Raw genomic sequence first — 26,125 nt, 5'->3', positions numbered from 1 at the left:
GACTTGGGGCGACATTGTCACCCCTTATCTTTCTCACTGATTAACAAAGATATTTTCAAATCCTGCGAGATTTAGAGAGCGCCGCGCTACGGGGCCCGAATGCAGTCGGCCCGCTCCCCGGTGGCGGGAAGCGGGCCGTGCTTTCGTTGCGAGCGCGCCGGATCAGAACTGCACTTGCAGGCTCGCGCGCACCCCGTGGTCGGAAACCGTGCTGCCGACCAGCCCGGTGTAGCCCAGCGACAGGTCGACCGCCTTGCCGAGCTTGAACTCGGCATCGAGGCGGGCGGCAATCGCGACTTCGTCGAACTGCGCCCCGGCAACCCCGAAGGCCTGCTGCGGCGCGGCTGCCAGTGCCAGCTGCGCCTGCGGATCGCGGTCACCGAGCTGCGCCCGGCCCGCGAGCGAGCCGAACAGGGTCAGGCTGCGGCCCACCGGCATGATGCCGTCGATCCCCGCGGTCAGCGTGCCGGTCGCGTAGCTCTGGTCGCGCATCGTGAGCGCCGCCGCCCCGCCGGTCTCGGTGAAGGCATCGAGATCGAAGCTGCCGATCGTGGCGCCCACGAACGGCCGGATCGTGCCCTTGCCCGCCGGGATCGCGTAGGACAGCTCGGCAAAGGCCTGCCGCGCCTCGCCATCGGTCGCGCCGCTGTTGAGCTCGGCAAAGCCCGGCAGCGCGATGGCGCGGCTGGCGGTGAGATCGACCGAGGTCAGGTAGCCGCCCAGCGTCGCGCTGAAGCCGCCGGTGGTGAGCGAAGCATAGACCCCGCCGCCGCTCTGTTCGACCTCGGCGCTCGACCCGCGCGCGTCGATGGTGACGTCGCTCTCGATCAGCATCCCGAACAAGCCCGCGCGCCAGCTGCCGTTCTCGTTGGCGTTGCCGAAGTCGATGCCGGTGGCAAAGCCGGTGCGCTCCGACTTGAAGAAGGCCGCATTGCCGTCATTGTCGATCTGGCTGCGGCCGCCGAACACCTGACCCCAGGCGCCCAGACCCTGACCCGCCGCGGCATCGCCGCGCGCGGCCATCGCCACCGAGTTGACCCGGCCGAGCACGGCTTCGCGCACCAGCCGCTCCTGCTCGATCCCCACACCGGCCGCGGTCGCATAGACCTCGCCCGAAAGCTGGTCGAAGGCGCCCGGCAGCTGCGCGGTCGGCAGGGCATAGATGTTGAACAGCCGCTGCGGGTTGTAGCCCGCGGTCACCGCGCCATCGATGCGGTTGACGACCGAGCGCTGGTTGGCGGTGAGCGCCGTATTGCCGACGACATTCGCCAGCAGGTTGGGCGCAAGGCGCAGCCGCGCCTGGGTGGCGGTGTAGACCAGTTCGGGCCGGTAGAGGATCCCGAAGCCGGCGAACCCGGTCGTGCCGGCAAAGGTGCCGGTGCGCCCGCCATCGGCCTGGAGCAGCACGATCTCGGAGCCGAAGACATAGGCCCCGCCAAGGTTGCTGAAGGCCACCGTGCCGCCCAGCGTCGCCGCGCCATTGCTGACGATCGCGTCCGAGGGCCCATTGGCGCTGATCTGCAACTGGAGCGTGCTGCCCGCCTGCAGGTTGACCGCGCCGTTGACCCCGAGCACGCCCGCCCCGTTCGCGCCGGGTGCGATGGTGCTGCCGCTGTTCGCGACCAGCCCGCCGATCGTGCCGCTGCCCGACAGCGTCGAGCCCGAGAGCACGGTGACGACCGAGTTCGCGAGGGCACCGGTCACGCGCAGCTCGCCCGCCCGCACGAAGGTGCCGCCGGTAAAGCCGTTGCTGTTGCCGGTGAGGGTCAGGAGGCCGAGCCCGGTCTTGTCGAACAGGCCTGCGCCGAACAGCTGTCCGGCAAAGGTGCCGCTCGTCGCTTGCGCGAACTCCAGCGCGGCGTTGTTCTGGATCTGGCCCTGGAGCGAGGTGGTGTTGCCCACCAGACGCCCGCGGCTCACCAGCGTGCCGCCGCTGTAGGTGTTCGCGCCGGTCAGCGTGGTGGTGCCGGTGCCGTCCTGCACGAACATGCCGGTGCCGCTGATGGCGCCGTCGAAGGTGTAGGCATTGCTGCGGTTGATGAACAGCGCGCCGTTGTTCACCACCGGGCCGATGATCGAGCCCGTGGTGCCGCCATTGCCCAGCTGCAGCACGCCGCCGCTGATGGTGGTGCCGCCGGCGTAGGTGTTGGTCCCGGTCAGCACCAGCCGCCCGGTGCCCACCTTGGCAAGGCTGCCCGTGCCGCTGATCACGCCGCCGAACACCGTGCCGACCCCGTCGGTCCCGGTGGTGAGCCGCGCTGCGCCGAGCGTGATCTCGCCTGCGCCAGTGATCGCGCCGATGGTGGTGTCGAACCCGGCAAGGTCGAGGGTGCCTTCGGCGGCCTGCTCGAAGATGTCGATGCCGGTGGTCGTGCCGGTGAGCGTGATCGTGCCGGTGTTGATGACATCGCCATCGAGCACGCCCGCGATCTGGGCCTGCCCGTTGTTGGCGAGCCCGCCGCCGAGCGTGCCGGTCGAGACCAGCGTGCCGTCATTGCGCACCGCGCCGCGGATCACGCCGTGGTTGGTCGCGCTCGCCCCGGCATTGTTCATCACCATGCCGAGGATCGTGCCGTTGTTGATCAGCGTCGCGCTGTTGACGACGTTGCCCGCGATCACTGCAGGCGCAAGCATGGTGGCCTGCGCGGCGACTTCGGCGAAGGGCGCTGCGGGCGCCTCGCCTGCGACGGCGGCGACGAGCGTGGCCGGCTCGGGCGCGGTCTCGGTGTCCGCCGCGAGCGTGACGCTGGTCCGCCCGCCGGTGAGGTGGGAGAGACCGCCGACGAGCAGGCCGCGGCCGCTTTCGCTCTGGGTGCTGACGATGGTCGGCGCGGCCACCGCGGTCGTCTCCGGTGCCGGAGGCGGCGGCGGCGGCGGGGCCACCCCTGCGCCCTCGCCAACGATGAGCGTGCCCGCGTCGACGAAGGTCGTGCCGGTGTAGGTGTTGACCCCGGTCAGCGTGAAGCTGCCCGTGCCGACCTTCACCAGCCCGCCGGTGCCCGAAATCACCCCGTCGAAGGTCGAGGAGGTGTTGTCGGTGCCGACCGTCAGGAAGGCGCTGCCCAGCGCAATCGTGCCGCCGCCCGCCAGGCTGCCGAAGCGGCTGTTGAAGCCAGCGAGGTTGAGGCTGCTTTCCACCCCTTGCGTGAACCGTCCGAGGACGATCGCACCGCCGATATTGGTGATGCTGCCGTCGTTGGTGACGCTCCCGTCGATCTGGCCGGCCAGCTGCACCGTGGCGTTGTTGGTCAGCGAGCCGAGGATGCGGCCCGCGTTGACGAAGAGCCCGAAGTTGGTGACCGACCCGCCGATCATGCCGCTGCTGATAGTGGTGGCATTGTTGCGCACCGAACCAGCCAGCGAGCCCGTGCTGCCGAGCACCAGTCCGCCCTGGTTGACCGTGGTCAGCCCGGTGAAGCTGTTGGCGCCATTGAGCGACAGGTTGAAGGAACCGGTCTTGACGAGGTTGCCGGTGCCCGAGATCTCGCCAAGGAAGGTGGTCGAGCGGCTCGCGCTGCGCACCGTCAGATCGCCGTCGCGCAGCAGCACCAGACCGCCGCCCGAAAGCCCGCCGATGGTGGTGTCGAACCCGGCAAGGTCGAACGCCCCGGTCGAGCTCTGGTCGACAATGCCGATCCCGTTGGTGATGCCGGTCAGAGTGACCGACCCGGCATTGGCGATGTCACCGTTGAAGTTGCCCGCGATGTCGGCACTGGCCCCCGCCTCGTTGACGAGCATCCCGTTGACGGTGTCGTTCGAGGCAAAGCTGCCGAAGTTCAGGATGTTGCCGGTGATGCTGCCCGCGTTGGTTAGGCTGCCGGTGGCCGCGACGCTGAACGCGCCGCTCCAGCTGCCGCCCGCGAGGTTCTGGATCACCCCGCCCGCGTTGACCTGACCGCCGCCGGTGACGATCCCGGCGTTGCTGATGATCCCGCCGCTCTCGGCGCGCAGGAGCTGGCCGGAGGCGAGCGTGACCGTGCCGCCCGCGCGGTTGGCCAGCCGCGCCTCTGCGCCGGTCACATTGACCCCACCGCCGCTCAGCAGGCCGAAGTTCTCGAACAAGCCGTTGTTGACCGCCGAGAGGAAGCCGGTGGTGTTGCTCCAGCTGGCATTGTTGGTCACCACCCCGCCCGCGTCGATCAGGAACGCCCCGCTCCACGATCCCCCGTTGGTGGTGGAGCCGGTGCCTTGCGACAGGTTGCCGATCCAGATGAAGTCGTTCTGGATCGTGCCGGAGTTGGTGACGTCGCTGGTCAGGGTGCCGCTGTTGGTCAGCGTGCCGAAGTTGGCCATGTTGGCCGCCTCGAGCGAGGCGCCGAGGCCCACCGTCAGGGTCGCGCCGGCGCGGTTGATCACTGTGCCGGTGGTCTGGAGGCTGCCCGAGATAACGAAGCCGTTCGCCGCGGTGCTGGCATTGTCGATCCCGGCAAGCCCGGTCACGCTCACGCCGCTCAGCACCTGGACAGTGCCCGTGCCGGAGTTGGTGAGGATGCCGTTGCCCGCAAGGTTGCCGTCGATGACCAGCGCGCCATCCGAGTCGATCGCGCCGTTGAGCGTGCCCGAAACGGTAGCGGTGGCTCCGGCGAGCTGGGTCAGCCCGCCATTCACCGTACCCGTGGAGGCGAAGGTGCCGCTGTTGCTCACCCCGCCCGAGACGGTCCCGGCATTGGTGAAGGTCGCGAAGTTGCGCACCCGCCCGGCGATCACGCCGCCCGCAGCGAGCGTCAGCGCGCCAGCCGAGACCTGGGTGTCGCCGGTGTAGTCGTTGACCCCCGTCAGCTTCAGCGTGCCGGTGCCCTGCTTGACCAGCCCGCCCGTGCCGCCGATCACGCCGTCGAAGGTGGTCGAGCTGTTGTTGCCGCCGGTGAACAGCAGCCCGCTGCCGAGATCGATCGAGCCGCTGCCCGCGATGCTGCCGAGCGTGGCGGTAAAGCCTGCAAGGTTGAACGCGCCGGTTGCCTGCTGGCTCAGCGCCGCACCGCCGACAAGGTTGCCGGTGAGCGTGATGGTGCCCGCGTTGGTGATGGTGCCGTTGACCGTGTTGCGCAGGTTCGCGCTCGCGCCGGCATTGTTGGTCAGTCCGCCCGCCAGCGTCCCGCTCGAGGTCAGCGTCGCGGCGTTGGTGACAAGCCCGTTCACCGTGCCGCTGTTGGTGAAGCTGGCATTGTTGAGCACCGCGCCCGCCAGCGAACCGGAGAGCACCAGCGCGCCCCCGCTGATCGTGGTCAGCCCCGCAAAGGTGTTCGCGCCCGACAGGGTGAGGGTCTGCGTGCCGGTCTTGGTCAGCCCGCCGCTGCCCGAGATGGCCCCGGCGAAAGCGGTGCTGCCCGCGGTCGTGTCGACCGTGAGCGTCGCGCTGCCGAGCCGCACCTCGCCGCCGCTTCCGGCAAGCCCGCCGAAGGTGGTGCTGAAGCCCGCAAGGTCGAAGATGCCGCCGGTGTTGACGGTGACGCGGTCGATCCCGACCGTCGTGCCGGTCAGCGTGATGGTGCCGTTGTTGATGATGTTGCCATCCACGAGCCCCACAAGGCTCGCGGTGCCGCCGGCATTGTTGGTCAGCGTGCCGATCAGCACGTTGGTCGAAGTGAAGCTGCCCGCGTTGCCGACATTGCCGGTGATCACGCCCGCATTGGTGGCGGAGCCGGTCGCCGCGATGTTGACCGCGCCGGTCCAGCTTGCGCCCGCATTGTTGCGCAGGATCCCGCCCGCATTGACATTGGCAATCGCGCTCGCCGAGCCCGCGTTGGTGAGCGTGCCGCCGGAGCTGATGTTGAACGCCTGACCCGCGGTCAGCGAGATCACCCCGCCGGTGTTGTTGTTGAGCCGCGCGGTGGCGCCGGTCACGAAGAAGCCGTTGCCCCTCAGCGTGCCGTTGTTGTCGAACGTCCCGTTATTCAGCGACGAGCCGAAGGGCGAGGTGGTGTCCCACGTCCCGTTGTTGGTGATGGTGCCGCCAGCATCGAGCAGGAAGTTGCCGTTCCAGGTGCCGTTGTTGGTGACCGATCCGGTGCCCTGCGACAGGATGCCGTTCCAGATGCCGCTATTCGTGATCGTGCCCGAATTGGTGACATCGGTGTTGACGGTGCCATTGTTGGTCGTCGTCCCGAGGTTCGAGGAATTCTGCGCCCGCAGCGTCCCGCCGCTCGAGATGACGGTCGTCGCGCCCGCCTGCGTCACGTAGATCCCGCTCACGTCGAGCGTGCCCGCGATCGTCATGCCCGCAGCAATGGTGCTGAGGTTGGTGAAGCCCAGCAGCCCGCTCCAGCGCGCGCCGGCGTTGATCTGGATCTGGCTCGTGCCGGTGCTCTGGCCGAAGTCATTGCTGGCAAGATTGCCATTGACGGTGACCGACCCGCCGTTGTTGACGAAGCCATTGAGCGTGCCCGACAACGTCGCCGTCGCGCCCCCGAACTGGGTGAGCCCGCCGTCCACCGTGCCGGTCGAGGTCAGGGTCGCGGTGTTGGTCACCCCGCCCGAGACGGTCCCGGCATTGGTGAAGATCGAATCGTTGCGCACCCGCCCGGTGATGAGCCCGCCGAAGCCGAGCGCCAGCGTGCCCGCATCGACGCGGGTCTGGCCGGTGTAGAAGTTCTCGCCGGTCAGCGTGAAGGTGCCGGTGCCCTCCTTGATGAGCCCGCCGGTGCCGTTGATCGTGCCGCCGAAGGTGGTCGAGGTATTGGCGCTCCCCACGGTCAGCGTGCCCGCGCCCATGTTCACCGTGCCGCCACCGGTCAGGCTGCCGAGGCTGGTGCTGAAGCCATTGAGATTGAAGGTGCCGAACCCGCCAAGATCGAACAGGGTGATGCCGGTGGTGGTGCCGGTGAGGTTGATCGTGCCCGGGTTGGTGACGGTGCCCATCACCACGCCTTCGATATCCGCAGTGGCGGACAGGCTGCCGAGCTCGAGCCCGGCCTGCAAGGTGCCGGTCGAGGTGAAGCTGCCCTGGCTGAAGATGCTGCTGGCGATGGTGCCGTTGTTGACGAGGTTGGCGCTCGGGGCGTTGATGATGCCCCCGGTAGCGCTCAGCGTGCCGCCCGCCGCGATCAGCAGGTTGCCGCCGAACTGGTTGGAGAAGCTGCCCGTCGCACTCAGCGTGCCGTTGATGGTGAAGGCGTTCGCCGCCGTCCCCTGGTTGGAGACATCACCGGTGATGTTCGCGGTCGCGCCCGCGTTGACGGTCACCGTGCCCGAGGGGACATTGAAGAAATTGCCCGTCGCGCCGAGGTTGCCGGTGATGGTGAGCACGCCCGAGTTGCTGATCGTGCTCGCGCTGCCCGCGAGATTGGCGGTCGCCCCGACGTTGTTGATGAGCTCGCCCGCAAGCGTGCCCGTGGAGGTCAGGCCCGCGAAGTTGCGGACGATCCCGGCGATGGTGCCCGAATTGACCAGCGTCCCGCCGATCACCGAGGTGTCGCCGGTGTAGGTGTTGACCCCGCCCAGCGTCAGCGTGCCCTCGCCGGTCTTGGTGAGCGAGCCCGCGCCCGAGATCACCGCGTTGACGGTCGCACCCACGCCCGCGGCGGTGTCGATCCCGGTCGGCCCGGTCAGCTCGAGCCGCGAGGCCGCGTTGCCGCCGGTGATGGTGTAGCCGTCAACCTGGAACGCCAGGCCGCTGGGCGCAACTGTGGTGTCGGCCGCGATCGTGACCGTGCCGCCGGTGCCTGCGAAGACCGCATTGAAGCCGTTGCCCGCCCAGGCGCCGGAGAAGATGCCGTCATTCTCGGTGAAGTTGCCGTTGACGAGATTCCAAGTGCCGCTGCCGCCGACCACCGCGCCGGTCGGCGAGGTGGTCGAGCCGTTCCAGAAGGTGAGGTCTTCGGGCGGCGCGGCGTTGAGGATGATGGTCGTGCCGTCGAGCGCCAGCGTCCCGACGAAACCGCCGCCGAGCGGATTGAGCGTGAGGTTGGTGATCGGCCCACTCAGCGAGCCGAATTCGAACAGGGTGTAGCGCCCGTTAGAGAAGCCCGAGTTCTGGACGATCTCGATATTGCCACCGTTGAGCGTCAGCAAGCCGGTCACGCGGATGAGGTCGTTGTTCGGCCCGCCCGCAACGCCCGCCTCGCCCAGTTCGAAGCTGGTGAGTGACCCGCTGTTGAGCGTCAGCGAGGCGACTGTCATGGTCCCCGGGCTGTTGCCCGCCGCCAGCACGCCGCCGCTCCCCACGGTCAAAGCGCCGAGCGTGCCGGTGCCGCCCAGCGTGCCGCCGGTCACATTGATGGTGCCGCCCAGCGTGCCGTTGACGCGCAGGATGCCCGCCTCGACATTGACCGTGCCGGTAAAGCTGCTCGAATCGCCGCCGAGCGTCGTCGTCCCCGTGCCGATCTGGCGCACCACGCCGCTGCCGTTGATCGTGCCGTTGTAGACCAGGCTGTTGGACCGGTTGAACGCGAGCGTCGCGTTGTTGGTGATCAATGCACTGGTAATCGACCCGGTCGTGCCGCCATCACCGAGCTGCAGCGTGCCACCGCTGATCAAGGTGGGGCCGGCATAAGTGTTAGCGCCGGTCAGCGTGAAGGTGCCGGTGCCCGCCTTGAAGAACCGTCCCATCCCCTGGATGCTGCCCGCAAAGGTCGTGGAAGTGTTGTTTGCCCCGAACGTGACTGGCAGGATGGTGTCCAGCACCACCGTTCCCGCACCCGCCAGCGAACCGATCGTGTCGAAGCCGACGAGCCACCGCGCCCCAGCTGCGACCGTCACGTCGACCGAATCGGCAATCCCGTTGTCCGTCGAAGTTAGATCTCCGCCATTGATCACAAGCGGGCCGGTGAAGGTGTTCTGCCCGAGGAAAGTGAGCGACCCGCGCCCGGTCTTGGTCACGCCGCCTGTGCCCGAAATCACGCGGTCGACCTGAGTTCTCGAGTTGCCGGTGCCTTCGGAGTTGAAGGTCAGCGTGGAACTGCCGAGGCTGATCCCGGACGTGCTGAAACCGAGGGAGATGCGATCCGTGGTCGTGATCGTCGCATCACCTGTAAGGGTAACGCCGCCCCCCAGACTGACGCCCTGGAAACCCGGGTTGGCATTGGGCTCGATCCGGATCGCGCCAGCGCCGTTCTGGCCGGTGCCGCTGATCGTCAGGGCTTCACTGAGGCTGAGCGTCGCCGAGGATCCGACGATCAGCAGGGTGCCCCCGCTGGTGACGGTCGTGCCCGCTGCCGTGGTGCCGAGCGCGTTCGCATGGGTGATCGCGAGCGTCCCGCCCGACACGGTGGTCAGCCCGGTGTAGCTGTTGTTGCCCGACAGCGTCAGCCGCCCGGTCCCGCTGCGCGTCAGACCGCCAGCGCTGATTGTCTCCGAGATCTGCCCGCTGAAGATCGTATCCTGGGAACCGGCGACGGTGAGCCTGCCAGAGTCGCGGAGGATGAGCTGGCCGGCCCCTTCGAGGGCGCCAACTGTCTCCTGGCCATTCATCTGACCGGTTGCACCGGCGTCGATGATCAGACGGCCCGTATCGGACAGCACATTGCCGCCCGCGGTTTCAAAGAAGCCCGCCTTGACATGGAAATCGCCGGTGAACGTGTTGTTGCCGAGCAACCCGAGAAGACCAGTGCCCTCCTTGATCACCGAGCCCGATCCGGTCGCCAGCCCCCCGAAAACAATGATCGCGCCGGCAGTGTCGAAGGTTACGGTTCGATCGACCCCGGAGATACCTCCGTTGATCAACAGGAAACCAGTAGCATCGGTCGCAATCCGGGAGTCCGTTGCCAGCGTGATCAGACCCGTCAGCGTCTGTGAATCGAACAGACCCCTCAGAGCACCGGCTCCGCCCACGCCGTTGCCGTTCAGCGTGATGGCATCGGCAACGGTCCCCGAACCGTTGAACGCAAGCGTTGCCCCATCTTCGACAATCGTCCCCGCCGCGGCGCTGCCGAGCGTGCTGAAAGTTCCGAGCCCGGGGTTTCCGGTCAGCGTCAGGGTGCCTTCCGAAACCGTCGTCAGCCCGCTGTAGGTGTTCGCACCGGTCAGCGTCAGATTGCCGCCCCCCAGCTTGGTCAGCGAGCCCGTGCCGCCGATGACGCCGGCGTAGGTGATGTCATCCGAGCGGTTGAAGGCCAGGATCGCGTTGTTGGTCACCGTCCCGCTGCCGAGGTTGCCCGTCGTCCCGCCGTCGCCGACCTGAAGGGTGCCGTTGGTAATGAGCGTGGTGTTGCGCGCGGTGTTGCTGCCGGTGAGGATCAGCGTGCCCGATCCGAATTGCTCGGGCGTCCCGACATTGACGAGATCGCCGATCGTGGTGAGAGCGTTGGCCAGCACCACGTTATCGCTGCGATTGAACCGCAGATGGCCGCGGTCGATCTCGATTGCGCCCGTGCCGAGCGAACCCGTGGTTCCGCCGTCACCGATCTGGAGGATGCCCGAAGTCGGGTCCACGCCGTTGATCTGCCTGAATGATGTCGACCCGGAATAGGTGTTGTTGCCGGTTAGGGTGAAGATCGTGCCAGGAACGAACGAATCGCGGAAGAACTGGACGCGGATGGCCGCCGTATCGTCCTCAATTACGCCGGAGAAGGTAGTGGATCCCGACATCCTTACCGCGAACAACGACAGCGCCCCGCCGGAGTTCGTGACCGTTCCGGCCCCCTCCAGGTTCGTCACAGCGCCTGAGCGGCCTTCCAGATCGATGGTCGTCCCGGCCTGCAGGTCGAACCCGCCCAATGCGTTGAGCAGGGTGTTGGCGCCCTGGCTGGCAAACGTCAGCGTACCGTGCTGGAGAATCGTGCGCAGCGAGGTGACAGTCACTGTATTGTTCAGTTCCAGCCTGACCTTGCCCGTCAGACCGGCTGTCCCGAGCCGCAGGGTGGTGGGCGTGCCGAGGGCCGGAACCAACAGCGGCCCGTTGACGGTCAGTGTGCGGCCCGCCGCCGCCGCGAGCGTGGCTTCGACATTGGGATCAATCGTGACGCCGCCCACGGTCAGCGAGGTGACGTTCCCGGTATGCAGCGCGCCGTTGCCGGTGAACCGCACGGCGCCGGTGCCCAGCGCGAACGCGTTTTCGCCCACCACCGTCCCGCCGGCGATAACCGTCCCGCCGGCATAGCTGTTTGCCGCGGTCAGGACGAGGGTGCCGATGCCCTGCTGGGTCAGCGAGCCGGAGCCGCTGATGACATTGCCGACCGTAACCGTCCCCGCGCGGTTGAACGCCAGCGCGGCGTTGTTCACCACATTGCCGCTACCAAGCGTCCCGCTGATGCCGCCATCGCCGATCTGGAGCGTGCCGCCGCTGATCGTGGTGGTGCCGGTGTAGAGGTTGTTGCCGGTCAGCGTGAAGGTGCCGGTGCCGGTCTTGGTCAGGCTCCCCCCATTTGCGCCGAAGATGGTCCCGGCGTAGGTCGTCGAGGTGTCGTTGCCGCCGGTGGTGAGGACCAATCCGTCTCCGATATTGACCTGGCCGGCCCCTGCCAGCGAGCCGATGGTTTCGCTGCTGACAAGATCGAACCTGCCGCCACTGGCAATCGTCACCGCAACCGAATCCGCCAGCGCCGCCCCGCCGCTGACCGAGGTAATCCCGCCATTGATTGCGAGCGGCCCCGTAAAAGTGTTCACCCCGTTGAGCTCGAGAACCCCGCTGCCGGTCTTGGTCACGCCGCCCGTGCCCGTAATCGCGGTGTTGACCCTGGTGGTCGAATTGCCGGTCTGTTCGGAGTTGAAGGTGAGGGTCGAGGTGCCAAGGTCGATGCCGGTGCCGGTGAAGCTGAGCAGCATCCGGTCGGTGTTCGTGATCGTCGCATCGCCGGTCAGCGTGACGCCACCCGTCAAATTGACGGCCTGGAAGCCTGGGTTCGCATTGGGCTCGATCCGGATCGCGCCGCCGCCGTTCACCCCCGTGCCGCTGATCGTCAGCGCTTCGCCGAGGTTGAGCGTCGGCGAGGATCCGACGATCAGCAGGGTGGCCCCGCTGCTTACGGTCGTCCCGCCCGCGGCGCTGCCGAGTCCGCTCGCACCGGTGATCCTGAGCGTCCCGGCGCTGACAGTGGTGGTGCCCGCATAGCTGTTGGTGCCGGACAGCGTCAGGACGCCGGCCCCGGCCTTGGTCACCGAGCCGGTGCCGCTGATGGCGTTGGCGAGGGTGATGTCGTCCGAGCGGTTGAACGCAAGAACCGCGTTATTGACCACATTGGCTGTACCCAGCGTACCAGAAGTGCCACCATTGCCGATCTGCAGCGTGCCACCGCTTATGGTCGTGGTGCCTTGATAGCTGTTGGACCCCGTCAAGGTCAGCGTGCCCGCGCCGATTTTCGAGAGCGCCCCTACACCGAGAACGCTGCCATCGAACGCCGTGCTGAGGTTGTTCGCACCGACGGTCAGCGTCTGATCGGGGTCAAGGAGAATCAGCGCGCCATCGCCACCCGACAGGGCACCGATGGTTTCGGAATTGGTGACAAGAAGCCGCGAACTTGCGCCCGTGACATCGACGGTCGCCCCATCGTCGAGAGCGGCTCCACCGTTGACTTGCAGCACGCCTCCGCCACGCACGAAGACATCGCCATGCGTATTGGCGCCGCCTAGGGCGATCTGTGACCCCCCGTCCTTGATGATCTGCCCGTTCCCAATATTGATGCTGCTGAAGAGGAAGAGATTGCCATTTCCTCCAAGAGTCAGATTTCTTCCGGTTCCGGTGATCGTCCCGCCCAAAGCGGGAACGCTGAAGATATCGCTGTTGATCCGTGCATCGCCTACCAGGGTGATGTTGGCCGTGAAAGCAGGCCTGTTGCCCACGAACCGCAGCGCGCCGGCGTTGGCCTGCCCGGACCCGCTAAGGGTGATCTGCGCCGAAGAAAGACTCTCGGCGAGTTCGAGCGAACCCTGTCCTTGCACGGAGATCGCGCCGACGATGTTGCCGCCCGCATTGACGCGCACGACGCCGGTTCCCGAGATATTGAGGGGGGAGGTCAGCGTGGCGGCGAGGGTCAGGGTGCCCGCATTGATATTGGTCTGCGCGGCGGATTGGTTGGTCGAGACAACCGGCTGGTTCGCCAGCGCGCCATTATTGATGGTCACCGTGTTGGCGACCCCGGGGACGGTGTTGGTGTTCCAGTTGGTACCGGTCGCCCAGTCAGTGCTGGTCTCACCGTCCCAGGTCGCATCCTGCGCAAAAGCCTGCGAAGGCATCAACGCCAGTGCCCCCACCACGGGGATCAGCGCGGTGCTGGAAAGGAGGGAAGCGGGCTTGGACCGAATACGCACGTGCGACGAAGCCTGCGCAAAAGCGCGGCGCGATTCGGTGACCATCAAATTAACCCCCCAGTAAGTAGTTAACCGGGGCTAACGGGCTTTCGGGGTGGTGGATAGTGCGAAATTATCAAATGACACACTTTGCCCGCGCGCACGCTGCGCGGCCTCACAGTAGCGTCGTTCCCGGCGCGGGGGGCGATGTGCGGCGCTGCACCCAGGGCTCGGTGGTGCGGGTGATCGCAAGCGGCCCTTCCCACGCGCGGCACAGCGCCAGCGCCTCGGCCGGCGGGGCGGTGAGCCAGCGGGCCTGATCGGCCGGGGCCAGCAGCACCGGCATCCGCTCGTGAACGGCCGCGGCTTCGCTGCCCGCGCTGCCCACCATCACCATCGCGTGGCAATCGCCCCATTCCTCGGACGGCCGCCACACACCCGCCACCGCGAAGAGCGTCCTGTCGGGGAGCGACAGCCAGGTGCGGGTCATGCGCCCCTTCGGCCCCTCGGCCTCGGCCCAGGCCTCGAGCGGGATGAGGCAGCGGCGCTGCGCGAAGGCGTGGCGCCAGAAGCCGGTCTCCAGCTTGTCGGTGCGGGCGTTGTTGACCGGCTTGGGCTTCAAGGGCTGGCCCTTCGCGCCCTTGAGCACCAGCGGGAAGCCCCAGGTCATGGGCCGGACCGCCCCTTCGGCCACCACGAGGCCGGTATAGCCCGGATAGACCTCGCCCGCGAAATTCGCCCCGCCCGTTCCCTCCACCGCATCGAACCACGCGGCGACCTCGCTCGCGTTCTTCGTCATGCGGTAGAGGTTGCACATCGCTCAGGCGTTCCCGACCACGTAGCACGCCGCCGCCATCAGCGCGCCGGCCCAGCGGTTGGAGCGGAAGCGGGCGAGCGGGTTCATCGGATCGTCGGCGTCGAGCGTTGCGACCTGCCACGCCAGATGCCCCGCCACCGGCAGCAGCGCGAGGAGCGCAATCGGGTCGGCGCGGTAGAGCCAGAAGGCCAGCGCCCACAACCCGATCGCGGCGGCATAGAAGGCGGCGATCCCCGTCCTCACCCGCGCTCCCATCGCCAGCGCCGAGGAGCGGATGCCGACCATCGCGTCGTCCTCGCGGTCCTGCAGGGCATAGATCGTGTCGTAGCCGATCACCCAGCAGATGCACCCGGCATAGAGCGCCGCGAGCGCGTCCCAATTGTCCCACCTGAGCTGCGTCCACCCCACAAGCGCCCCCCAGGTGAACACCATCCCGAGCCACGCCTGCGGCCACCAGGTGATGCGCTTCATGAAGGGATAGGCCGCGACCAGCGCAAGGCTGCCGAGTGCCACCAGTTGCGCCTGCCACCGGAGTTGCAGCAGCACCACGAGGCCGACGAGGCACAGGCTGACGAGCCACGCCCATGCGAGCCTTTTCGACACCCGCCCGCTCGCCACCGGACGCAAGGCGGTGCGCGCCACCTGCCGGTCGAGATCGGCGTCGACGATGTCGTTATAGACGCACCCCGCCCCGCGCATCGCTATGCTCCCCAGCAAGAGCCAGCCGAGCAATGCGAATTGTGGCCCCGCCCCTGCCAGCCACACTGCAAAGACGCAGGGCCAGAACAGCAGCCACCACCCGATCGGCCGATCGAACCGCGCCAGCAGCGCAAGGTCGCGCGGAAGCTGTGGCAGGCTGGCGACTATGCCGCGGTGCTCGCTGTCGGGGACGATGGTTTCGCTCATCGCTTGCGCTGTAGCGGCCATCGCGCCTAGGGCCAAGCCATGCCCGCAACCCCCGCCTGGCCCCCGAAAAGCGCCCCGCGCCTGTTCGTCGCCGAGACCCTTGCGGTGGGCGCGACCGTGCGGATCGAGGGCAATCCGGCGCATTACCTCGCCCGCGTGATGCGCGTGGGCACGGGCGATATCGTGATCCTGTGCGACGACGTGACCGGCGAATGGGCCGCGCGCGTGGTCGATGCGGGCAAGCGCGACGTGCTGCTCGAAGTCGCCGAAATGCTCCGCCCGCGCGAGGCCGTGCCCGATCTGTGGCTGTGCCCGGCGCTGCTCAAGAAGGACCGCTTCGATCTGATCCTCGAGAAGGCGACCGAACTGGGCGCAGGCCGCATCCAGCCGCTCGTCACCCGGCGCTGCGTCGCCGACAAATTGAACCTCGAACGCGCCTGCGCGATCACCACCGAGGCCGCCGAGCAATGCGCCCGCACCGCTCTGCCGCAATTGGCCGAACCCGTGAAGCTCGACGCGCTGCTCGCCGATTGGCCCGAGAGCCGCGCCCTGTTCTTCGCCGACGAGAACGGGGGCGAACCCGCCGCCGCCGCCTTCCGCGCGCATCAAGGCCCCGCAGCCATCCTCACCGGCCCCGAAGGCGGCTTCGACGAGGCCGAGCGCGCCGCCATCCGCGCCCACCCCGCCACGCGCGCCATCACGCTGGGCCCGCGCATCCTCAGGGGCGAGACCGCCGCCATCGCCGCGCTTTCCCTATGGATGGGCATTGCCGGAGACTGGTGACAGCCGAGCCCCTCGGCGGATTTTGCAAGACAAACCGGCTTGCCATGCGCAAAGGCGAATTTGCCTTCACATTCGCCTTCACAGGGGCAATTCAGTTTTATAAAGCAACCGGCCAGAGAGGGCCCGAAACTGCCATGAGCACACGCGAAGCTTCCACTGCCGACGATCCGGTGATCGAAAGCCTCGACCAGCTTGTTCTGCCGATGATCAAGGGCGAGAAGCCCCCCGCAGACTGGCGCATCGGCACCGAACACGAGAAGCTGGTGTTCAAGACCGCCGACCACCGCGCGCCGTCCTATGACGAGCCCTGCGGCATTCGCGACCTGTTGAAAGGCATGGAAAAATTCGGCTGGAGCCCGGTCGAGGAAGGCGGCAACGTCATCGCCCTCAAGGGCGAGGACGGCGCGATCAGTCTCGAGCCTGCGGGCCAGCTGGAGCTTTCGGGCGCGCCGCTCGAGAACCTGCACCAGACCTGCGCCGAGACCGGGCGGCACCTCGCGCAGGTCAAGGAGATCGGCGAGAAGTGCGGCGTCGGCTACCTCGGCCTCGGCATGTGGCCTGACAAGACCCGCGAAGCGCTGCCGATCATGCCCAAGGGGCGCTACGACATCATGCTGCGGCACATGCCGCGCGTGGGCTCCATGGGCCTCGACATGATGCTGCGCACCTGTACCATTCAGGTTAACCTGGACTACCAGTCCGAGGCCGATATGGTGAAGAAGTTCCGCACCAGCCTCGCCCTGCAACCGCTCGCGACTGCGCTCTTCGCCAATTCGCCCTTTACCGAAGGCAAGCCCAACGGGTTCCTCTCCTACCGTTCGCACATCTGGTCGGACACCGATCCGGCGCGCACGGGGATGCTGCCCTTCGTCTTCGAGGACGGCTTCGGTTACGAGCGCTGGGCGAAGTATATGCTCGACGTCCCGATGTATTTCGTCTTCCGCGACGGGAAATACATCGACGCGGCGGGCCTCTCGTTCCGCGACTTCCTCGACGGCAAGCTCTCTGTGCTCCCCGGCGAACGCCCAACGCAGAGCGACTGGTGGGACCACCTCTCGACCGCCTTCCCCGAGGTGCGCCTCAAGTCCTTCCTCGAAATGCGCGGCGCCGACGGCGGCCCGTGGAGCCGCATCTGTGCGCTGCCCGCCTTCTGGGTCGGGCTGCTCTACGATCAAAGCGCGCTCGATGCGGCATGGGACCTGGTCAAGCACTGGTCGATGGAGGAGCGCGAGCGCCTCAGGAACGAAGTCCCCCGCCTCGCCCTCGCCACGAAGTCACCCGATGGCGGCACCTTGCAGGACCTTGCTCGCGAAGTGCTCAAGATCGCCCACGCCGGCCTGAAGGCCCGCGCGCGGCTCAATGCGGCCGGCGACAACGAGACGGGCTATCTCGAAACGCTCGACGAGATCGTCGCCAGCGGCAAGGTTCCGGCACAGCGGCTGCTCGATGCCTATCATGGCGAGTGGAACGGGGATATTACGCGGGTCTACGAACAGTCCTTCTAGGGACGGCCAAAGGGGGGGGACATGGTCAGGCTGCTCGCGCTCATCATGCTGCTGCTCGCGAGCGGCCCAGCCCCGCTGGCCGCGCAGAACCAGCCCGATCTCGCCGCCCGCTTTGCCGCCGATGCCGCGCTGCACGTGCGCGATCTGGGCGATCTCTATTCCAAGCGCGGGGTCGCGCCGCCACGGATGGAGCGGGCGACGCTCGAGGATGTGCGCGCCTTCCTCGCGATGCAGCGCGACGACGGCAGCCCGGGCTATCCCGAAGGCGCGGCGGTGCTGTTCTATGCGCACCACGACGACCGCCTCGCGATCTACCTGATCGACCGCACCGGCCTCACCGCCTTCCACGAAACGGCGATCACCCCGGCAGGCCTGCGGCTTGCGGCCAACTACTACCGCCTCGACCTCGACGTCGACGGCCTCGCCCGTTCGCGCGCGCCGCAGTGGATCGGCGAGGGCGCGCCCCCGCCCCCGCTCGTCGTCACCTCGAGCAAGGCCTCGGGCCAGACCCCGATTGCCGACATCCTGCTGCCGCCGACGATCCGCACCGCGCTGCGCGATGTGCGCCACCTGGTGATCGTGGCGAACGGCGTGATCGCCTCGACGCCCTTTGCCGCGTTCCCCCTCACCGATGACGAGATGCTGATCGACCGGATGAGCATCACCGTTTCGGCCGGGCTGTTCGATCTCGACCAGATGATCCGGCCCTGGGCGGGGCTCGACGAGTATCTCTCGCTGCTGGTGGTGGGCGATCCGCGTGTGCCGACCACCCCCGACTGGCGCGTGCCGCCGCTGCCCGGTGCCGCGCGCGAGGCGCAGATGCTCGCCGAGCGGGTCTCGGCCGAGCCGCTGCTGGGCGAGGCGGCGACCAAGGCGGCGGTGATGGAGCGGATGCGCTCGGCGCGGATGCTCTACTTTGCCGCGCACGGCGTTTCCGACCCGCGCGATCCGCTCGCAGGGGGCTACCTGATGCTCGCAGGGCCCACCCGCGAGGAGGCCTTCCTCACCGCAGGCGAGGTCCAGCGGATGCGTCTGCGCGCCGATCTGGTGGTGCTGAGCGCCTGCCAGAGCGGGCTCGGCTACAATCATGACGCGGGCGTCATCGGCTTGGCCCGCGCCTTCCAGAAAGCGGGCGCGCCGCGGGTGGTGATGAGCCTGTGGAGCGTCAGCGACGAGGCGACGCTCTATCTGATGGACCGCTTCCAGCTCGCCGCGATGCAGCACATGCCCGCCGAGGCGCTGCGCCTTGCGATGCTGGACGCGCGCAAGAAATACCCCGAACCCGCGCTGTGGGCCGCCTTCACGCTGTTCGGCACCCCGCGCTGACCCAACCACAAAGGGAGAGAGACATGCTGATCGTTTTGGCCAAGGCACAGGTGGGCGAAGGAGCGATGGAAGCCGCGAAGGCCGCGATTGCCGACATGGTCGCCGCCTCCAATGCCGAGGAAGGCTGCATCGAATACACCTTCACGCAGGACATGCTCCAGCCCGGCATCATCCACATCGTCGAGAAGTGGCAGGACGAAGCGGCGCTCGCGGCGCATTTCGCCACGCCGCATATGGCGGCCTTCGGCGCGGCGATTGCAGGGCTCGATTTCAAGGTGATCGAGGCGCTGAAGTTCCCGACCGACGATGGTTCGCCGGTGATGTAAGCTTACTCCGCCGGAAAGGCCTGCGGGTCTTCGCGGCGCGCTTCCCCCGTCCCCAGCAGGCGGCGCTTCAGCCTCGCGAGCGGTGCGGTGACGAGGCCGTGCCGCTCCATCCACGCGTGATACTCGGCGTATTTGGGGTCCTCGGCGAGAAGGTGCGCCTCCTCGGTCTTCGCGCGCCAGTAGTAGATGGCGTTGACCGCGAGCAGGAAGATGCAGTTGCGCAGGGGCTCGAGCCAGCCATTGCCGTTGACCATGAAGGGCAGGACGCTCGCCCACCAGAACAGGTTTTTGGAGAGATAGGCCGGGTGGCGGGTGAAGCGGTAGGGACCGTTGGTCAGCACGCCGCGATAGGTGAGGTTGGAAAAGCGGATGCCGAACACCACCGTCGCCCAGGCGTAGACGCCGGTGAGGAACACCAGCAGCGCCCCCCACGCCCACAGCAGGGCGGTGTTCCCAGCGAACCAGTGCGCCCAGCCCGGCGTCGCATATTCGTAGCTCAGGATCTGGTTGTCGGGCCCGATGATGCCCCACACGAAGGGCGGGTAGCACAAGAGCGCAGCGAGCCAGCCCGCCAGAAACGGATTGCCCGAACGGATGTGCGAATCGAGCGGGCGCAGCGTCAGCAGATAGCCGACGGTGCCGATCTGCACGTCGACGAGGAACAGCAGCGTCACCAGCAGCATGATGAAATCGACCGGGTTCGCCAGCAGCGCAGCCGGGTTCGCCTCCACCACCTGCGCAAAGCCGGGGGGGAGGATCGAGATCATGAAGGCCCCGAAGAAGCCCTTGATCGCCCAGGCGCGCCAATGCTTCGCGATCGCCGCACCGTCCCACTGGTCGCGCCCCGCGACCCCTCCGCCCGCGACGAAGGCGCCGAAGTGGAAGCAGCCGTCGCGGGGCTCCACCAGATGGCGGTCGAGCCAGATGACATAGGGCACCGAGAGCACCACCAGCGGGAAGATGGCAAAGCTCAGGACCTCCATCGAGAAGAGGTAATTGCCGCTCCAGTACCAGCGCCCCAGCGCATAGAAGGCGGCGAGCAGTGCCCAGGTCGACCACAGGCCGACCAGCTTGATCACCGCGACCGGCATGACCTCATGCAGGGGGCGCTTGAGGCTCCAGTCGATGCCCGTGGAGGGCCTGAGGTGCACCTTGTCGACCAGCACCGACCACAGGGCCATCGGCAGCGCGGTGAACAGCATCGCGGTGAGCGCGGCATAGGGCCCGGACAGCACGCCGCGAGCGCCCGAAAGCCCGCCGCCGAGGTCGAGGCTCTCCGCGATCTGGGGATAGGAGCGGCAGAACGCGATCCACACCGCAAGGCCCGCCAGCCCCGCCAGCCCGACGCCGGTCGAGACATCGCTGCGCGGGGGCGCAGGCGGCACGGGGGATGCGGGCGCAGTCATACCCTCACGCGCTTACACGCAAAGGGTTAACAGCCCCGCAAAGCCCCGGGGCAGAGCGCCTACTTCCAGGCGTGAATCGTGCCGTTGTCGTCGAGCAGGTAGAGCATCCCGTCGGCCACCACCGGGGCAAGGCTCACGGGCGCGCCGATATCGGCGAAGAGCGAGGACGAACCCTCGCCCGCGCTGACCTTCCACAGCTCCCCGCGCGAGCTCGCGACCCACAACTGGCCGCCCGCGAGGACGGGGCCGGTCCAGAAGATCGCGCCTTCCTTGTCCTCCTCGTCCTTGTAGGCCCGCAGCTGTGAGATCCAGCGCACCCGGCCCGACGAGCGGGCGATGGCAAGCAGGCGCGCATCGTCGGTGAGGGTGAAGATCCACTCGCCCGCGATGGCAGGGGTGGAGATGCCGGCGAGGTTCAGCTCCCAGATGCGCTGGCCGCTGACCAGTTCATAGGCCGCCATGCGCCCGCCCTGCCCCAGCGCATAGACGCGGCCCGAATCGATGATCGGATCGGCGTCGATATCGGTGACCGATCCGACCGTGGTCGAGATATTGGTGCGCGCCAGCGCGTCCGACCACAGCACGCGGCCGTTCTCGTAGCGGTAGGCGGTGAGCTCGCCGCTCGAATAGCCCGCGACGATCGTGCCCTGCCCGGCCGCGGGCGCGGCGACGCCGAACACGCCCGACTGGGTGTTCGACCCGCTCTCGTCCCAGATCAGCGATCCGTCCGAGGTGCTGAGCGAGATCAGCTGGTTGTCCTGCGTCATCACGAACAATTCGCCGAAGGCAATGGTGGGCGAACCGCGCAGGGGCCCTGCGGGCTTGACCTTCCACAGCGTCTCGCCGGTCTCGGCATTGATCGCGCGGACCTCGCCCACGCCGTTGGTGGCGTAGAGCTTGCCGGCCTCGTAGCTGACCCCGCCGCCGAAGGCCGAGGGGCGCATGTCCTTGGTCATGCTCTCGTCGTTCTCGAGCGTCCACAGCTTGGCGCCGGTGTTCTTGTCGAAGGCGGTGATCACGCCGTCAGTGCCCTCGACGAAGAGCTTGCCCCCGCCCACCACGGGCGCGGCGGCGAGGCGTTCGCGGTTGCTGGAACCGGCGATCTTCGCGCTCCACACCTTGGTCGGGTTCTCGGCGAGGGCAAGGTGGCCGTAGGACTTGCTCGCCGCACCGCCCGCCTGGGCCCATTCGGTGTTGTTGCGCTGCGGCGGCAGGACGACGCTGATCCCGGCGAGCGCGGGATCGACTTCGGCCCCGCGCTCGATGCGCGAGAGGATCGGCACGCGGTTGCCCACGGTCGGCGTGGTCTTGTCCTTGCCGCCGCCGAACAATCCGCCCTTGCAGCCCGTCAGGCCCGCCGCCAGCACGCCCGCAAGCAGCGCGGCGCGCAGGATCTTGTTATGTGTCATCGCCAATCCGTTCCCATCCCTCGATCATTGTGCAGGCGGCGTAGCCGGTGCCGCCGCGCTGGCGCCTTGCTCGTCGGACGTGACCCCCTGGTCCTTGAGCAGCTTCTTCACGTCGACGATCGCGTCGACGCCCATCAGCCCGGCCATCTGTCGCGCGCGGCTACGCAGGCTTTCGGGCAGGTCTTCATCCTTCGAGATCTCGGAGAACAGCTTGCCCGCCTCGGCGCGGTTGCCCGCTTCGAGATGCGCCATCGCGACCAGCTCTCCGGCCGAGCCGAAGAAAGGGTTGCCGGGCGTCGCGAGGTCCTTGAGCTGCGCGATCACGGCGGCGGGCTTCATGGTGTCGTAATTGATGCTGACCTCGCGCACGCGGGCGAGGTCCTTCAGCGCCGGCGGCGTGGTGGCGTCGGCGGCGATCTGCTTGTAGAGCCCGCTCGCCTTGGCCTTGTCGCCCGCTTCGAGCGCGGCTGCCGCCTGGATGAACCGCGCCGCCGCGCGCGCGCCGGGCGAGCTGTCGTCCCCGAGCAGGCCTGCGACCTTCTCCGAAGCGCTCTTGAGGTCGTTCTTCTCCGCAAGGTCGAGCGCGGAGATCACCGTCTCCGACTGCGTCTCGAGCGCCTGCTCGGAAAAGTGGTGCCAGATCATGTAGCCGCCCATCGCCGCGATCAGCGCCAGCACACCGCCGAGCACCTTGACCCCGTGGTTGCGCATGAAGTCATAGAGCGCATCCTCGCGCACCGCCTCGTCGATTTCGCGGATCAGCACCTCGTCCTCGCGCGAGGGGGCGGGGGTGTCGGGAGAGGTGGTCGGAATGCGCGCCATGGTGGGCCTTGGTGTCCTCGTGAAGTGATCCGCGCCGCTGCTGTCTCAGGAACGCGAGGGCGCTCTTTAGGCAGGTGAAGCGCCCCGCGCAATGGCACCGGCCACTCGGGCGGGGAGATGCTGGACGCGGGTTGAACCGGAGATGAAGCAATCTGCGAGGGTAAGCAGGTGTCAGAAGGCCCGCCCCAGCGCGCGGGCATAGGCGTTCTCGTAGGCCGCCTGCATCACCGCGAAGTCGAAATGCTCGCGCGCGCGGGCGGCGTTGGCTGCGCCGAGAGCGGCCCGCAGATCGGGATTGCCCGCCAGCACCAGCAGCGCGCCCGACAGTGCCCCGACATTGCCCGGAGGCGCGAGCAGCACGCCGCCCTGTTCGGTCAGGATTGCGCGGATATCGCCCACATCGGTTGCCGCCACGGGCACGCCCGCCGCCATCGCCTCGACCACCGAGAGCGGGAACTGCTCGGAAGCCGAGGACAGCGCGAAGATGTCGAACAGGCCGACCACGCGGGCGGGATCGACATTGCCGGGGAGGTGCACCCGCGCGGCGATCCCGTGCGCTTCGGCCGCGGCGAGGATCGCGGGGCGCTCGGGCCCCTCGCCGCAGATCACGAGGTGCCATTCGGGCGGCAGCGGCGCGAAGGCCGCGACCAGATCGGGCAGGCGCTTGACCGCGCGCAGGCCCGCCAGCGTGCCGACCCAGAACTCGCCTTCGCCCTTGCGGATCGGCAGCGCGGCGGGATCGGGCGGGGCGGCGAAGGCGGCGGTGTCGATGCCGTTGGGGATCCTGAGGAGGCGCTCGTCCGGCTGGCGCCAGACGTCGCGGGCAATCGTCTCGAGCCCGGTCGAGGGCACGATCAGCGCGGCCGCCCGGCGCAATGCGGCGCGGCGGTAGAGGTTGCGCTTGCGGCTGAGGCTCTCGGCCTCGTCCTCGTTGAAGCCGTCCTCGTGGTGGACCAGCGGGGGGAGGTTCCACACCCCGCCATAGACCCGGTGCGCCATCACCGCATCCATCGCGCCCCAGTTGTAGGTGCACACGAGGTCGAAGCCCTGCATCGCCCGCGCAAGCCGTGCAAGCCGTGCGGGGCCGGGCGTGCCCTTCAGCGAGGGGAAATCCTGCGGGTAATGCGCCGCCACCCCCGCATCGACCAGCGCGGCAGCGGCCATCGCCTGCGGTTCGGCGGAGACGATGGTGTGGTGAGCCCGCGCTCCCCAGGCGTTCATCAGCCGCACGGCGCGCACCTCCTTGCCGCCCGCGGCGAAGGTGGAATGCTGGTGCAGGATGCGGGGAGCGGGCCCCGCAGGCCCCTCGCTCACTCCGCCGCGTCCAGCAGCGCGAGGATCGCCGCGCGCGCCTCGGGCTCGTCGAGCGTCGGCGCGTGGCCGACATCGGGGACGGTGACGGTGGTCATCTTCGGGTTGCGCGCGCCCATCTGCTTGACCGTGTCGGCGGTGAGGAGGTCCGACAGCCCCCCGCGCACCAGCAGCATCGGCACGCCCGTGAGCGCCTCGAAGGCGAGCCACAAATTGGGCGGCGCGGCGTTGCCGGGTTTGGCGAAAGGCTCGGCGATCGCCATGTCGTAATCGAACACGATCCGCCCGTTCTGACTGACGACCATCGTGCGCTTGGCCATTTCGAGCCACTGGTCGAGATCATAGCCCGGAAAGGCCGCGCCATGCGCCTCGGCGAGGCCGCGCGCGGCGTGGACCCAGGTGGGGTAGGAGCGACCCTGCCCGACATAGCCCGAAATGCGCGCGAGGCCTGCGGCTTCCACCTCGGGGCCGATGTCGTTCATCACCACCGCGCTCATCCGCCCCGGCTTGGCGGCGGCCATCAGCATGGTCATCAGCCCGCCCATCGAGGTGCCGACCACGGCGAAGCGCTCGATCCCCTGTTCGGCGAGCAGCTTTTCCACATCGCCCACATAGGTCAGCGGCGAGTAGGTGTCAGAATCCTTGGCATAGTCGCTCATCCCCCGCCCGCGCATCTCGGTGACGATCACGCGGCGGGTGGTGCACAGCGCCTCGGCCAGCGCGCCGAAGTCGCGGGCGTTGCGGGTGAGGCCGTGCATGCACAGCACCGGCAGCTTCGCGGTGGCCTCGGGCCCCGGATAGTTGCGGTAATGCAGGGTGAGGCCATCGCTGCTGGTCCAGTAGCGGTCTTCGTATGCGGCAGCCATGAGCGCGCGGTATTCCCTTCGTCCAAAGGCCCGCAGCGCTTGCGCGGGGGCCTGCTTGCCCCCACTATCGCGGGATGAGCGAGGGACTGCAACACCCGGATGCATCCGGCACCTATCGACCCGATCCCGTCATCCTGTCGCTGGCGGATTGGCTGGGGGATCCAGTCGCGGCGGCGGACTTTCCCGAGACCCGGCTGCGCTGGCGCAATGATCGCGCGGCGGCGAGTGTCGGGCTCGCGGGGCTTTCGGACGAGGCGTGGCTGGCGCATTTCGGGCGCTTCCAGGCGCTCGCGGGCAACCTCCCCCAGCCGCACGCGCTACGCTATCACGGGCACCAATTCCGGGTCTACAACCCCGAGATCGGCGACGGGCGGGGTTTCCTGTTCGCGCAGATGCGGGGCGCCGATGGCAGGTTGATGGACCTCGGCACCAAGGGATCGGGCACCACCCCGTGGAGCCGCAGCGGCGACGGGCGGCTGACCCTGAAAGGGGCGGTGCGCGAGATTCTCGCCACCGAGATGCTCGAAGCGCTGGGCGTCAACACCTCCAAAACCTTCAGCGTGATCGAGACCGGCGAGAGCCTCTATCGCGGCGATGAACCCAGCCCCACCCGTTCGGCGGTGCTCGTCCGCCTCAGCCACTCGCACATCCGCATCGGCACCTTCCAGCGGCTGCTGGCGCTGGAAGACGCGGACGCGATGGAGCAGCTCATCGCCTATTGCCTCCGGCACTTCCCCGCCCCGCCCCCGCCCGCCGATGCGCCCGATCGCGACAACCCCGCGATCCGGCTGATGCACGCCGTCACCGAACGCATGGCCGATCTCGCCGCCAGCTACATGGTGGCAGGCTTCGTCCACGGGGTGCTCAACACCGACAACATGAACATCACCGGCGAGAGCTTCGACTACGGCCCGTGGCGCTGGCTGCCTGCGTGGGAGCCGGGCTTCACCGCAGCCTATTTCGACCACGGCGGGCTCTACGCCTTCGGCCGCCAGCCCGAGGCGCTGCACTGGAATTGCGGGCAGCTGGCGGTCGCGCTGAGGCTCCACGCCGAGACCGCCCCGCTGGTCGCCGCCCTGGATCGCTTCGGGCCGCTCTACATGGCGGCGGTCGCGCGGCGCTGGTGCTGGCGGCTGGGGGTGCAGTCGCAGGGGGTGGAGGAGGACACCCAGCTCGTCGCCGGGTGCGAGGCGCAGATGCGTGCCGGGGCCGTGCAGCCCGATGCCTTCTTCTTCGCCCATCGCGGCGGGCGCGCCTTGCCCGAGGCCTTCAGCGGCTATCGCCCCGTCGAAGGCGACCACCCCTACTGGTCGGGCGCAGCGCCGCAATCGATGCTGATCGAGGAGGTCGAGGCGATCTGGGCCGCGATCGACCAGCGCGACGACTGGGCCCCGCTCCACGCCAAGGTGGCCGCTCTGCGCCGCATGGGCGAGGCGCACGGTCCCGCCCCCGAACCTGCGGGACATCCTTAGCGGGCTCACCCCTAT

The 26,125-nt window shown here is 68.1% G+C and carries 13 protein-coding genes; 5 read left to right on the top strand and 8 right to left on the bottom strand.

Annotated features, from left to right (window positions below):
- Window positions 1-162: 162 nt before the first annotated feature.
- From PFX90_RS08725 to ubiA, 3 genes are all read right to left on the bottom strand, one after another.
- Window positions 163-13,182, bottom strand: coding sequence for an autotransporter-associated beta strand repeat-containing protein (locus PFX90_RS08725; protein ID WP_285712020.1), 13,020 nt, complete (start codon window positions 13,180-13,182; stop codon window positions 163-165).
- Between the two features lie 154 nt (window positions 13,183-13,336).
- A complete protein-coding gene (locus PFX90_RS08720) occupies window positions 13,337-13,978 on the bottom strand; it encodes an SOS response-associated peptidase (RefSeq protein ID WP_285712019.1) in 642 nt (213 codons plus the stop codon).
- Between the two features lie 3 nt (window positions 13,979-13,981).
- Window positions 13,982-14,884 carry a 4-hydroxybenzoate octaprenyltransferase gene (ubiA, locus tag PFX90_RS08715; RefSeq protein ID WP_285712018.1) on the bottom strand — a complete coding sequence of 301 codons (903 nt, stop codon included), beginning with the start codon at window positions 14,882-14,884 and terminating at the stop codon, window positions 13,982-13,984.
- Window positions 14,885-14,923: 39 nt separating this feature from the next.
- Here ubiA and PFX90_RS08710 point away from each other — a divergent pair, with 39 nt between their 5' ends.
- The 4 genes from PFX90_RS08710 to PFX90_RS08695 all read left to right on the top strand — a co-directional run bounded on the left by PFX90_RS08710 (window position 14,924) and on the right by PFX90_RS08695 (window position 18,824).
- Window positions 14,924-15,667: a 16S rRNA (uracil(1498)-N(3))-methyltransferase gene (locus tag PFX90_RS08710; protein WP_285712017.1), complete on the top strand. Its 744-nt coding sequence runs from the start codon at window positions 14,924-14,926 to the stop codon at window positions 15,665-15,667.
- A 134-nt stretch (window positions 15,668-15,801) separates the two neighbouring features.
- Window positions 15,802-17,172 (top strand): glutamate--cysteine ligase, encoded by a 1,371-nt coding sequence (locus tag PFX90_RS08705; RefSeq protein WP_285712016.1) that lies wholly within the window; start codon window positions 15,802-15,804, stop codon window positions 17,170-17,172.
- A 21-nt stretch (window positions 17,173-17,193) separates the two neighbouring features.
- Window positions 17,194-18,498: a CHAT domain-containing protein gene (locus PFX90_RS08700; RefSeq protein ID WP_285712015.1), complete on the top strand. Its 1,305-nt coding sequence runs from the start codon at window positions 17,194-17,196 to the stop codon at window positions 18,496-18,498.
- Window positions 18,499-18,521: 23 nt separating this feature from the next.
- Window positions 18,522-18,824: a putative quinol monooxygenase gene (locus PFX90_RS08695; protein WP_285712014.1), complete on the top strand. Its 303-nt coding sequence runs from the start codon at window positions 18,522-18,524 to the stop codon at window positions 18,822-18,824.
- 2 nt (window positions 18,825-18,826) lie between these two features.
- Here PFX90_RS08695 and PFX90_RS08690 read toward each other — a convergent pair whose 3' ends face one another.
- From PFX90_RS08690 to PFX90_RS08670, 5 genes are all read right to left on the bottom strand, one after another.
- Window positions 18,827-20,230, bottom strand: a complete 1,404-nt coding sequence (locus PFX90_RS08690) for a methyltransferase family protein (protein WP_285712013.1) — start codon at window positions 20,228-20,230, stop codon at window positions 18,827-18,829.
- 59 nt (window positions 20,231-20,289) lie between these two features.
- Window positions 20,290-21,639, bottom strand: a complete 1,350-nt coding sequence (locus tag PFX90_RS08685; RefSeq protein WP_285712012.1) for a PQQ-like beta-propeller repeat protein — start codon at window positions 21,637-21,639, stop codon at window positions 20,290-20,292.
- A 24-nt stretch (window positions 21,640-21,663) separates the two neighbouring features.
- Window positions 21,664-22,461, bottom strand: a complete 798-nt coding sequence (locus PFX90_RS08680) for a tetratricopeptide repeat protein (protein ID WP_285712011.1) — start codon at window positions 22,459-22,461, stop codon at window positions 21,664-21,666.
- 171 nt (window positions 22,462-22,632) lie between these two features.
- Window positions 22,633-23,775 (bottom strand): glycosyltransferase, encoded by a 1,143-nt coding sequence (locus PFX90_RS08675; RefSeq protein ID WP_285712010.1) that lies wholly within the window; start codon window positions 23,773-23,775, stop codon window positions 22,633-22,635.
- On the bottom strand, window positions 23,772-24,638 hold the full coding sequence (locus tag PFX90_RS08670) for an alpha/beta fold hydrolase (RefSeq protein WP_285712009.1): 867 nt from the start codon (window positions 24,636-24,638) through the stop codon (window positions 23,772-23,774). The genes PFX90_RS08675 and PFX90_RS08670 overlap by 4 nt, the downstream gene beginning before the upstream one ends.
- Before the next feature lie 74 nt (window positions 24,639-24,712).
- Between PFX90_RS08670 and PFX90_RS08665 the strand changes: the two genes are divergently transcribed.
- The gene (locus PFX90_RS08665) at window positions 24,713-26,110 is read left to right on the top strand and encodes a protein adenylyltransferase SelO family protein (protein WP_285712008.1); all 1,398 of its coding nucleotides are present in this window, start codon (window positions 24,713-24,715) and stop codon (window positions 26,108-26,110) included.
- Window positions 26,111-26,125: the final 15 nt, after the last annotated feature.

Origin of the sequence: Erythrobacter oryzae (assembly GCF_030271515.1) — a bacterium.
Taxonomy (GTDB): Bacteria; Pseudomonadota; Alphaproteobacteria; order Sphingomonadales; family Sphingomonadaceae; genus Erythrobacter; species Erythrobacter oryzae.
The sequence above is the reverse complement of the archived record's forward strand: the minus strand, read 5'-3'. Positions and strand labels throughout refer to the sequence as shown.